At 73.3% G+C, this 11327-nt stretch carries 11 protein-coding genes; 6 read left to right on the top strand and 5 right to left on the bottom strand.

All coding sequences use genetic code 11. The annotated features are described in order from the left end of the window. Positions 1–108: 108 nt before the first annotated feature. The gene (locus AOK18_RS20085; RefSeq protein ID WP_055695264.1) at positions 109–495 is read right to left on the bottom strand and encodes a PPOX class F420-dependent oxidoreductase; all 387 of its coding nucleotides are present in this window, start codon (positions 493–495) and stop codon (positions 109–111) included. Between the two features lie 215 nt (positions 496–710). Between AOK18_RS20085 and AOK18_RS20080 the strand changes: the two genes are divergently transcribed. Beyond that, the gene (locus AOK18_RS20080) at positions 711–2072 is read left to right on the top strand and encodes a S1 family peptidase (RefSeq protein WP_055573085.1); all 1362 of its coding nucleotides are present in this window, start codon (positions 711–713) and stop codon (positions 2070–2072) included. A gap of 86 nt (positions 2073–2158) precedes the next feature. Here AOK18_RS20080 and AOK18_RS20075 read toward each other — a convergent pair whose 3' ends face one another. The 4 genes from AOK18_RS20075 to AOK18_RS20060 form a co-directional block, all read right to left on the bottom strand. After that, entirely contained in the window at positions 2159–2344 is a 186-nt protein-coding gene (locus AOK18_RS20075; protein WP_055695265.1) for a hypothetical protein, read from the bottom strand. Between the two features lie 372 nt (positions 2345–2716). After that, complete coding sequence (locus tag AOK18_RS20070; RefSeq protein ID WP_055574601.1) at positions 2717–3643, bottom strand: SDR family oxidoreductase; 927 nt, start codon at positions 3641–3643, stop codon at positions 2717–2719. A 134-nt stretch (positions 3644–3777) separates the two neighbouring features. After that, entirely contained in the window at positions 3778–4407 is a 630-nt protein-coding gene (locus tag AOK18_RS20065) for an MBL fold metallo-hydrolase (RefSeq protein ID WP_055574602.1), read from the bottom strand. Further along, entirely contained in the window at positions 4407–5495 is a 1089-nt protein-coding gene (locus AOK18_RS20060; protein ID WP_055574603.1) for an S-(hydroxymethyl)mycothiol dehydrogenase, read from the bottom strand. The genes AOK18_RS20065 and AOK18_RS20060 overlap by 1 nt, the downstream gene beginning before the upstream one ends. 184 nt (positions 5496–5679) lie before the next feature. Between AOK18_RS20060 and AOK18_RS20055 the strand changes: the two genes are divergently transcribed. The 5 genes from AOK18_RS20055 to AOK18_RS20035 form a co-directional block, all read left to right on the top strand. Further along, positions 5680–7434, top strand: a complete 1755-nt coding sequence (locus AOK18_RS20055) for an ABC transporter ATP-binding protein (protein WP_055695263.1) — start codon at positions 5680–5682, stop codon at positions 7432–7434. A 124-nt stretch (positions 7435–7558) separates the two neighbouring features. Further along, positions 7559–7924, top strand: coding sequence for a nuclear transport factor 2 family protein (locus AOK18_RS20050; protein ID WP_055695262.1), 366 nt, complete (start codon positions 7559–7561; stop codon positions 7922–7924). A 246-nt stretch (positions 7925–8170) separates the two neighbouring features. Beyond that, the gene (locus AOK18_RS20045) at positions 8171–8644 is read left to right on the top strand and encodes a (2Fe-2S)-binding protein (RefSeq protein WP_055695261.1); all 474 of its coding nucleotides are present in this window, start codon (positions 8171–8173) and stop codon (positions 8642–8644) included. Further along, positions 8641–11037, top strand: coding sequence for a xanthine dehydrogenase family protein molybdopterin-binding subunit (locus AOK18_RS20040; RefSeq protein WP_055695260.1), 2397 nt, complete (start codon positions 8641–8643; stop codon positions 11035–11037). The genes AOK18_RS20045 and AOK18_RS20040 overlap by 4 nt, the downstream gene beginning before the upstream one ends. Beyond that, positions 11034–11327, top strand: a 294-nt coding sequence (locus AOK18_RS20035) for an FAD binding domain-containing protein (RefSeq protein ID WP_206281569.1), incomplete at its 3' end; no start/stop codon positions are given. The genes AOK18_RS20040 and AOK18_RS20035, both read left to right, overlap by 4 nt.

Raw genomic sequence — 11327 nt, 5'->3', positions numbered from 1 at the left:
TCCACGGCCAAGGACCCGGTGCGCGGCGAACCCGTCTTCCAGCTCGTCGACGAGCCCTACCGCGCCTGGACCTGACGGGCCGCCGGAACCGGCGCGGACGGCCCGGGTTCAGCCGGCCAGGGTGACGCGGATACCGACGGTTCCGTCACGGCCCCGGCGCAGCCGGCTGCCGAACAGCGTCAGCCGGCCCGGCAGGCCGTACTTGCGGGCGATCAGACCGCGGTAGCGGGCGGTGGTGGCCGCGTCGCAGATCTCCGCGGTGGCCGGGACCTGGCCGCCGGTCGGACGACCGCGCACGTCGCAGGGGCCGACCAGGACGTCGGCGCGGGCCCGGATCCGCTTGACCTTCCAGGAGTCGGCGGCGGTCCAGACCCCGAGCCCGTCCCCGTCCCGCACCACCCACACCGGGGTGGCCACCGGCGTGCCGTTCTTCCGGTAGCTGGTGACCAGAAGGTACTTTCCCGCCCCGAGCCGTTCGAGCAACGCGTCGTCCATGCACGGAAGTCTAGTGTCCGCTCCCCCTCCCCCGCCCGTCGCGGGTGCCGTCCCGCGTGCGCCGAGCCGCTCGGCGCGCGGGCCGGCACCTCCCGCGCACCGGATCGCTCGGTGGTGAACACCCCGGGTTCCGCGTCCGTATGGACTGAGGGCACTCGATTCAGGGGAGGCCCCGCGGTGTCCGCACCGCGCTGTTCTGGGTTCGGGAGTCATGCATGAGGCACGCACGACGACGGGTCGTCCGGCGAGTGACGCGGCTGGCGGCCGTCGGCGGGCTCCTCCTCGGAGCGACGATGGTGACCCGCGCCGTCGCCGGTGAGCCCCCGGCGCCGGATCCGGTTCCGTACGCCGGGGCCCAGGAGGACACCGGCCCGGGCTCCGCCCTCGTGGCACGGCTCGGCGCCTCCCGCACGGCGGGCAGCTGGCTCGGGGAGGACGGACGGACGGTCGTCGCGGTCACCGACGCGAAGGCGGCGGCCGAGGTGCGGGAGGCCGGCGCCGATCCGAAGACGGTGCGGCACAGCATGCGCGACCTGAAGTCGGCCACAAAGGCGCTGGGTTCGGCCCCGCGCGTACCGGGGACGGCCTGGGCGGTGGACTACCGGTCCAACGAGGTGGTGGTCCGCGGCGACAGCACGGTGTCCGCGGACGACTGGTCCGACCTGACCCGGGTGGCGAAGGGGGCCGGCGGTTTCGTCCGCATGGAGCGCACCGAGGGCGCCTTCACCACGCGGATCAACGGCGGGGCACCCCTCCTGTCGACCGCCGGGCGCTGTTCCGCGGGCTTCAACGTGACCGACGGCAAGCGCGAGTTCATCCTCACGGCCGGGCACTGCGGGCCCGACGGGTCGGTCTGGTTCGCCGACGACGGGGGCCGGGAGAAGGTCGGCACCACGGTCGGCGGCAGCTTCCCCGGCGACGACTACTCCCTGATCGAGTACGACGGCGGCCGGGCCGGTGACGGTGCCGGCGTCGTGTCGGTCGGCAACGGCCAGGGCGTACGGATCACCGGCGTGGGTGACCCGACCGTCGGCCAGCGGGTCTTCCGCAGCGGCAGCACGAGCGGGCTGCGCGACGGCGAGGTGACGGCGCTCAACGCGACGGTGAACTATCCGGAGGGCACGGTCAGCGGCCTCATCGAGACCACGGTGTGCGCCGAACCCGGCGACAGCGGCGGCCCGATGTTCTCCGAGGGCATCGCGCTCGGGGTGACGTCGGGCGGCAGCGGCGACTGCCGGCAGGAGGGCGGTACGACGTTCTTCCAGCCGGTCACGAAGGCTCTGGCACAGCTGAAGGTGGACCTCCTGGTGGCCCCGGCGGACGGGGCCGGCGCGGCCACCGCCGCTCCCGCCCCGTCGGCTTCGGCGGGCGCGGCTCCCGACGCCGCGTCACCGGGCTCGCCCGCGACGGGGATCGACGCGTCGACGCTGCTGTCCCGCCTGGCCGACCCGCGCAACGCGGGACCCGGGATGCTGGTCATCGGCGGCAGCCTGGTGGCCCTCGTGGCGACCCGCTGGATCCGCGCGGAGCAGGACCGCAAGGCGTACCAGCGGCGCTACTCGGCGACGTGGGGCTGAGCCGGGCACCGGTGCGCGGGCGCCGGGGCCCGCGCACCGGTGAGGAGACCCACCCGTGACACGGGCGGAGGGGCCCGTGCGGCGCCTCAGGCCGCCTCGGCCCGCTCCGGAAGGGCCTCGGCCCACTCCTGGACGAGACGCTGGTACTCCTCGCGCTGCTCGACGCTCAGTGTCCCGCCCGACCGGAGCCACAGGGCCCGGATCTCCTCGTTGACCTCGGCAGCCGATCGCTCGGATGACGGTTCGAGAGTGGTGGACATGTTGTGAAGCATAGGGCCACCGGTGTGAAAGCCGCGTGAGTAATCACCGCCCAATCGGACATAGTGGACAGTGTCGCTGCTCACGTCCATCTGCCGTGGAACGTGGGCGAGTTCACACTCCCCGCCCTTCCGGTGGCATCCCTCCCGCCGCCGCCCGCGGACGGCGGCGGGCGCGGGAACCCGCGCGGTCCGTGACCCGGCGGAGCCTCCCCGCGGCATGCGGAGCCGTCCGGTGCCGGGCGGGCGCCACCGCCCGGAGGGCGGTCGCGGCACCGTGTTCTCCCGTCCCGGCGGGCGCCGCGGACACGGCCGACGGCCGGGAGGGCTTCCCCGCGCCCGGTGCCCCGGTCGCCCGCCGTAGGGCCGCGGACAGACGGACGGCCCTCAGCGGTACCCCGTGACGTCCGCCGGCAGGCCCCGGTCCTGGACCTCGACGAGGTAGCGCCAGGCGTCCGGGCGACTGCCGTCGAGGTCGGTGAAGCCGTACTCCCGGGCGAGGCCCCCACTGGAGAGGGAGGTGCCGTTGAAACGGGACACCCGCGGGTCGGCGGCGAGCGCGGCGACGGCCCGTCCCACGTAGCGCGGGGTCTCCGAGATGGCGAAGTGGGGGACGCGGGCCAGGGCGTCCCGCCAGTTGTCCTCCCCCACCCCGAACTCGTCGAGCATGATCTCCGAGCGGAGCCAGCCCGGGGTGAGCGCGACCGCCGTGGCGCCGCGCGGGCCGAGTTCGTGGCCCAGGGCGAAGGCCATGCGCAGGACGGCCGTCTTGGCGAGGTCGTAGAAGAAGGAGACGCGGTAGGTGTCGCGGTTGTAGTCCGCGGTGCCGTCGGTGACCTCCACGACCAGGCCGCCGGGGTGGCGCAGCAGCAGCGGCAGGGCGTGGTGGCTGGTGACGGCGTGCGTGTCCACCGCGAGCCGCAGCAGGCGCAGCCCCTTGTCGAGGTCGTGCTCCCAGACGGGGGCGTCCCACGCGAAGAGCTTCTCGCCGCCCCAGATGTCGTTGACGAGGACGTCGAGGCGGCCCTGCTCGGCGGCGATGCGGTCGACGAGGGCTTTGACCTGGGCGGGGTCCAGGTGGTCGGTGGGGACGGCGATGCCCCGTCCGCCGGCCCGGGTGACCAGGTCGGCGGTGTCCTCGATGGTCTCGGGGCGGTCGTACTCGGAGCGCCGGGCGCGGGTGCTGCGTCCGGTGACGTAGACGGTGGCGCCCGCCGCGCCCAGTTCGACGGCGATGCCCCGTCCGGCTCCCCGGGTCGCTCCCGCGACCAGTGCGACCTTGTTCTGCGACGACCCGGTGGTCGACTCCGGCATGCCCGGCCTCCCGTCACGCGTGACAGCGATCTGCTGTCGCTACGAGAGTGACGGGTAAGCCGGACATCCTCTGTCACCTTTTCCCGGTGGCTGCGCCCGGCCGGACGTGACCGGGCGCAGCCACCGGGGCGGCCTCAGTGGCCGCGGGCGATCCACTCCTCGAGGTGCGGGGCCTCCGCGCCGATGGTGGTCGAGTCGCCGTGACCGGTGCGCACCTCCGTCTCCGGCGGGAGCGTGAGCAGCCGCTCCCGGATCGATTCGACGATCGTCGGGAAGTGGGAGAACGAGCGGCCGGTGGCGCCGGGACCACCCTGAAACAGGGTGTCTCCGGTGAACACGGTGGCGAGCCCGGGGTCGTACAGGCAGACCGCGCCGGGCGCGTGCCCCGGCGTGTGCAGCACGGTGAGGTCGGCGCCGGCCGCCTCGATCACCTGGCCGTCGACCAGCCAGGCGTCGGGGTCGCGGTCCGGGTGGGTCTGCTTCCACAGCGGCAGGTCGTCGTGGTGCAGCCAGATGGTGGCCCCGGTGCGGTCGGCGAGGGCCGGCGCGGCGTCGATGTGGTCGTTGTGGGCGTGGGTGCACACGATCGCCTTCAGACGGCGGTCGCCCACGGCCTCGATGATGGCGTCGGCGTCGTGGGCGGCGTCGATGACGATCACCTCGTGGTCGTCACCGACGATCCACACGTTGTTGTCGACGTCCCAGGTGCCGCCGTCGAGGCTGAACTGCCCGGAGGTGACGAGGTGTTCGATGCGGGTGGTCATCAGAGCACCACCACCGAGCGCAGGACGTCGCCCTTGTGCATCCGCTCGAAGGCCTTCTCCACCTCGTCGAGCCGGATGGTCTCGGTGACGAACGCGCCGAGGTCCAGGCGGCCCTGCTGGTGCAGGTCGATCAGCATCGGGAAGTCGCGCGAGGGCAGGCAGTCGCCGTACCAGGACGACTTCAGGGAGCCGCCGCGGCCGAACACGTCGAGCAGCGGGAGCTCGAGCTTCATCTCCGGGGTGGGCACACCGACGAGGACGACGGTGCCCGCCAGGTCACGGGCGTAGAAGGCCTGCTGGTACGTCTCGGGGCGGCCGACGGCCTCGATGACGACGTCGGCGCCGAAGCCGCCGGTGAGTCCGCGGATCGCCTCGACCGGGTCGCTCGTACGGGAGTTGACGGTGTGGGTGGCGCCCATGGAGCGGGCGGTCTCCAGCTTGCGGTCGTCGATGTCGACGGCGATGATCTTCGCCGCTCCGGCGAGCCGGGCCCCGGCGATCGCCGCGTCGCCGACTCCGCCGCAGCCGATGACGGCGACGGAGTCGCCGCGGCCGACCTCGCCGGTGTTGATCGCGGCGCCGATGCCGGCCATCACACCGCAGCCCAGCAGGCCGGCGACCTGCGGGGAGACCTCCGGGTCGACCTTGGTGCACTGCCCGGCGGCGACGAGGGTCTTCTCGGCGAAGGCTCCGATGCCCAGGGCCGGGGAGAGTTCCTGGCCCGTCGAGGCGAGGGTCATCTTCTGCTTCGCGTTGTGCGTGTCGAAGCAGTACCAGGGGCGCCCGCGCAGACAGGCGCGGCACGCGCCGCACACCGCGCGCCAGTTGAGGACGACGAAGTCACCGGGGGCGACGTCGGTGACGTCGTCGCCCACCGACTCCACGACGCCCGCGGCCTCGTGGCCGAGGAGGAAGGGGAAGTCGTCGTTGATGCCGCCCTGCTTGTAGTGCAGGTCGGTGTGGCACACTCCGCAGGCCTGGATGCGGACGACCGCCTCACCCGGCCCCGGGTCGGGTACGACGATCGTCTCGATGCGTACCGGCTCGTCCTTGCCCGGTGCGATCACGCCGCGTACTTCCTGCGCCATGATTCTGGCTCCTTCGTCTCCCGGTGGTACTTCCTCCCGACCCTACGCGACCTGCGCGGAACCCGGCCGGTGGGCTCACGGCGGTCCGGAGGGCGAAGGCCGGGACGTCGTGCCGGGCCCGGTCGGCCGCGGGCGGACCGCGGCGACGTAGCCTGAACGCTCCGCCCGACGCCGAGGGAGCGACGTGAGCATCGCAGCGCAGCAGTCCGGTCCGCCCGCCTGGCGGGTGCTGCTCGGTCATGTACGCCCGCACCGGTGGGCCCTGGTGGGCGGCGCCTCGCTGTCGCTGCTGACGGGGGCGACCGGTCTGATGCTGCCGCTGGTCGCCCGCGACCTCATCGACGACCTGTCCCACGACCGGGCCGTCACCGGCGCGCTGATGCTGATGTCGGCCCTCGTCATGGCCAATGCCGCGCTGGGCGCGCTGGGTTCGTACGTACTGCGGCGCACCGCCGAGTCGGTGGTGCTGGGGGCGCGGCGCTCGCTGTCCTCGTACCTGCTGCGGCTGCGGATCACGGCCGTGGACCGCAGCGAGCCGGGTGACCTGATGGCCCGGGTCACCTCCGACACCACACTGCTGCGGGAGGTCACCACGGACTCGCTGGTGGGCCTCGGCACGGGCGGTCTGACGCTGGTCGCGACCCTCGTACTGATGGGTTTCGTCGATCCGGTGCTGCTGGGCGTCACCCTGGCCGTGATCGCGGGTGCGGGGACGGTCCTCACGCTGATCGTGCCGCACATCGGCCGGGCCGGCCGGCGGGCGCAGGACGCGGTCGGCGTGATGGGGGCCTCGCTGGAGCGGGTGCTGGGCGCGCTGCGCACGGTGAAGGCGTCCGGTGCCGAGCCGCGGGAGGAGCACGCGTTGCACGAGGCGGCCGAGGAGTCCTGGCGGCAGAGCGTGCGGGCCGCGAAGTGGTCGGCGGCGGCCGGCAACACGGCGGGGCTCGCGATGCAGGTCGCGTTCATCACGGTGCTCGCGGTGGGCGGGGCCCGGGTGGCGACGGGCGCCATCGACATCGGCACGCTGGTGGCGTTCCTGCTGTTCGTCTTCTACCTCATGATGCCGATCCAGAGTGTCGTGGCCGCGATCACGCGGTACCGGGCGGGCAGCGCCGCCCTGGACCGGATCCAGGAGGCGCTGCGGCTGCCCGCCGAGCCCGCCGCCGGGCCCGCGGCCCTGCCCGCGCCGGGCGCCGCGCCCGCCACGCTCGCCTTCGAGGACGTGCGTTTCCGGTACGCGGACGATCTGCCGTACGTGCACCACGGGGTGACGTTCACCGTGCCCGCGCGGGGCATGACCGCGTTCGTCGGCCCGTCCGGCGCGGGCAAGACCACCGTCTTCTCCCTCATCGAGCGCTTCTACGACCCGGACTCCGGGACGATCACCCTCGACGGGCGGGACCTGGCCGACTGGGAGCTGTCGCGGCTGCGGTCCTCGATCGGCTACGTGGAGCAGGACGCTCCCGTCCTGTCGGGTTCCCTGCGCGACAACCTGCTGCTGGGGAACCGGGAGGCGGACGACGACGAGGTGGCGCGGGTGGTGAGGACGGCCCGGCTCGACGCTCTGGTGGCCAGGCTCCCCGAGGGGCTCGGCACACTGGTCGGGCACCGCGGCACCAAGCTGTCCGGCGGGGAGCGCCAGCGGGTCGCGATCGCCCGCGCGCTGCTGCGCCGTCCCCGGCTGCTGCTGCTCGACGAGGCCACCTCGCAGCTCGACGCGGTGAACGAGGCGGCGCTGCGCGACACCGTCGCCGACGTGGCCCGGACGACGACGGTGCTGGTGGTCGCCCACCGGCTGTCGACGGTGACGACGGCCGACCGGATCGTGGTGATGGACGCGGGCCGGGTCCGGGCGGTCGGCACGCACCGGGAACTGGTGACCGCCGATCCGCTGTACGCGGAGCTCGCGGCGACGCAGTTCCTGACGGCCGCCGGGTGAGCCCTCCCGGCGGCACGCCGCGTGCGGGCCGGGCTTGCAGCGCCCACCGGGCCGGAGGAGTCTCGTAGGGGAGGCCCGGTGCGGCCCGCTCGGGACCGGGCCGGGGTCCTCGAAGGAGGCCGTCATGACACCCTCGGCAGAAACGGGTTTCGGCGTCGACACACTGCGCCGGGGCATCGAGGCGCGGACGTCGCTCCCCATGGTCTCGCTCTACGCGGACGACGCCGAGCTGCGCATCGTGGACCGCAACAGCCGGCCCAGCCACCCCATGGTCCTGCACGGCCGGGACGAGATCTCCGCCATGCTCGACGACGTGTACAGCCGTGACATGACGCACCGGCTGGAGCGGTGCGTCGTCCAGGGCGATCACGCCGCCTACAGCGAGAGCTGTGTGTACCCGGACGGGGTGCGGGTGTACTCGGAGTCGATGCTCTCGCTGCGGGACGGGAAGATCACCGAGCAGACGATGATCCAGGCCTGGGACGAATGAGCGGTCCGGCCCGGCCGGACGCCAGGGAACACAGGACACAGGACGCGGACGGGCACCCGCGCTCCGGTCGTGGGACGCGGCCGCCGCGAAGTCGCGCCACGGACCCGTCGGACGCCCGCGACCGGTGGCCGTCCGACGGATCCGGCCGCACCACTCGCCGTCCCCCAGGACCGGACATAGAGTGACCTTCGTCACCCCAAGGTCCGCCGACACTCCGCATCCGCCCGCACGGTCTCTGGAGGGCACATGACCCGCATCTCGGTGAAAGTGGACGGCACGGCGTACGAGGACGAGGTGGAACCCCGTCTGCTGCTGGTCCACTACCTGCGCGACCGGCTCGGCCTGACCGGCACCCCGGTCGGCTGCGACACCTCGAGCTGCGGCGCCTGCACGGTCGAGCTGGACGGCGTGAGCGTGAAGAGCTGCTCGGTGCTGGCCGTCCAGGCCGACGGCGGCGAGGTGACCACCGTCCAGGGGCTGGCCCGGGACGGCGAGTGGACGCCGCTGCAGCGGGCCTTCCACGAGCAGCACGCGCTGCAGTGCGGCTACTGCACCCCCGGGATGATCATGGCAGCGCGCGATCTGCTGCGCGAGAACCCGGATCCCAACGCGGACCAGGTGCGCGAGGCGCTCGAGGGCAACATGTGCCGCTGCACCGGTTACCAGAACATCGTCCGCGCGGTGCTCGCCGCCGCCGCGTCGGAGGAGGTCACGGCATGACGGATCAGAGCACCGACCGCGGCACCGGACAGCGCGCCGAGCGGGAGGTGGGCCGGGGCCGGCTCCGCAAGGAGGACGCCCGTCTGGTCACCGGGCAGACCAACTGGACCGACAACATCTCCGTCACCGGTCTGCTGCACCTCGCGTTCCTGCGCAGCCCCATGGCGCACGCCCGCATCGAGCGGGTCGACGTCTCCCCCGCCCTCGAACGCCCCGGTGTGATCGCCGCGTTCAGCGGCCGTGACCTGGCCGGGGGCCTCGGTTCGCTGCCCTGCGCCTGGCCGGTCACCGAGGACATCGTGCTGCCGGACCACCCGCCGGTCGCGGTCGACGAGGTGCGGCACGCGGGCGACCCGGTGGCGGTCGTGGTGGCCCGCGACCGGTACGCGGCGGCCGACGCGCTGGAGGCGGTCGAGGTCGACTACGAGCCGCTGCCCCCGGTGCTCGACCTGGAGGCCGCGCTCGCCGAGGACGCCCCGCTGGTCCACGCGGACAAGGGCACCAACCGCAGCTACGTGTGGCCGCTGAGGACGGGCGAGGACTACGAGACGGTCAAGCGGCGTGCCGACGTGGTCGTCACCCGCCGCTTCCACCAGCAGCGGCTGATCGCGAACGCGATGGAGCCGCGGGCGGTCGTCGTCACCCCGCTCGCCGCCTCCGGCGAGTACACGGTCTACTCGGCGACCCAGGTCCCGCACATCCTGCGGGTGATGCTGGCGACGGTCACCGGCATCCCCGAGCAGAAGCTGCGGGTGGTGGCCCCGGACGTGGGCGGCGGGTTCGGCTCCAAGCTCCAGGTGTACGGCGAGGAGGCCGTCGCGCTGGAGGTGGCCCGGCGGCTGGGCCGGCCGGTGAAGTGGACCGAGTCCCGCTCCGAGGGCTACCTGGCCACGCACCAGGGCCGCGGCATGATCCAGGACATCGAGGTCGCCGCCACCCGCGAGGGCCGCCTGCTCGGCCTGAAGGTCGACCTGCTCGCCGACATGGGCGCCTACCTGATGCTGGTCACGCCCGGCATCCCGATCCTCGGCGCCTTCATGTACCCGGCGATCTACAAGATGGACGCCTACGACTTCACCTGCACGGGGGTGTTCACGACCAAGACGCCGACGGACGCGTACCGCGGCGCCGGGCGCCCGGAGGCCACGTTCGCCATCGAACGGATCATGGACGAGCTGGCGGCCGAACTCGGCCTCGACCCCGTCGAGGTGCGGCGCCGCAACTGGATCCGGCACGAGGAGTTCCCGTACGACTCGATCGCGGGCCTGACGTACGACAGCGGCAACTACGAGGCGGCCACCGAGAAGGCGCTCGCGCTGTTCGGGTACGACGACCTGCGCGCCGAGCAGCGCGAGCGCAACGAGCGCGGCGACACCGTACGGCTCGGCATCGGCGTCTCGACGTACACGGAGATGTGCGGGCTCGCCCCGAGCCGGGTGCTGCGGGACCTGCGGTACGCGGCCGGCGGCTGGGAGGCCGCGAGCATCCGCATGCTGCCCACCGGCAAGGTCGAGGTGGTCACCGGCACCAGCCCGCACGGGCAGGGGCACGTGACGAGCTGGAGCCAGATCGCCGCCGACGTGCTGGGCGTGCCGTTCGAGGACATCGAGGTGGTGCACGGCGACACCAGGGCGGCCCCGCAGGGCATGGACACGTACGGCTCGCGGTCCCTCGTGGTCGGCGGGTCGGCGGTGCACCAGGCGGCCGCGAAGGTGGTGGAGAAGGCCCGCAGGGTCGCCGCGCACCTGCTGGAGGCCGACGAGGACGACCTGGACTTCACCGACGGCGTGTTCACCGTCAAGGGCTCCCCCGAGGCCCGGAAGACGATCCAGGAGATCGCGTTCGAGACGTTCACCTCGCACGACGTGCCCGACGGCATGGAACCCACCCTCAACGCCGACCAGGTGACCGACCCGGAGAACTTCTCGTACCCGCACGGCACGCACCTGTGCGCCGTCGAGGTCGACACGGAGACCGGGCGGACCCGGATCCGTTCCTACGTCTGCGTCGACGACGTGGGCCGGGTGATCAACCCGGTGATCGTGGAGGGCCAGGTGCACGGCGGCCTCGCCCAGGGCATCGCGCAGGCTCTGTACGAGGAGGCCGTGTACGACGACGAGGGCAACCTGGTCACGGGCACGATGGCCGACTACCTGGTCCCGGTGGCCGGCGACCTGCCGGAGTTCGTCACGGAGCGGACCGAGACGCCGGCGACCTCCAACCCGCTGGGCGTCAAGGGCGTCGGCGAGTCGGGGACCATCGCCTCGACGCCCGCCGTGGTCGGCGCGGTCGTGGACGCGCTGCGGCCGCTCGGGGTGGACGACGTGACGATGCCGTGCACGCCCGAGCGGGTGTGGCGGGCAGTGCGCTCGGCGAAGGAGGCCTCCGCATGATCCCCCCGGCTTTCGACTACGCCCGGCCCACCAGCCTCGACGAGGCGCTGCGCGTGCTCGCCGACGGCGGTGAGGACGCGAAGGTGCTGGCCGGCGGGCAGAGCCTGCTGCCGCTGCTCAGGCTGCGGCTGGCCTTCCCGGAACTGGTGGTGGACGTCGGCCGCGTCCCCGGGCTGCGCGGCGTGCGCGAGGAGGACGACACGCTCGTCATCGGCGCGATGACCACGCACCACGAGGTCGTCCGCGACCCGCTGGTGCGCCGGCACGCCGGGCTCCTGGCCGCCGCCACC

Source organism: Streptomyces prasinopilosus, from assembly GCF_001419695.1.
Taxonomy (GTDB): Bacteria; Actinomycetota; Actinomycetes; order Streptomycetales; family Streptomycetaceae; genus Streptomyces; species Streptomyces prasinopilosus.
The sequence above is the reverse complement of the archived record's forward strand: the minus strand, read 5'-3'. Positions and strand labels throughout refer to the sequence as shown.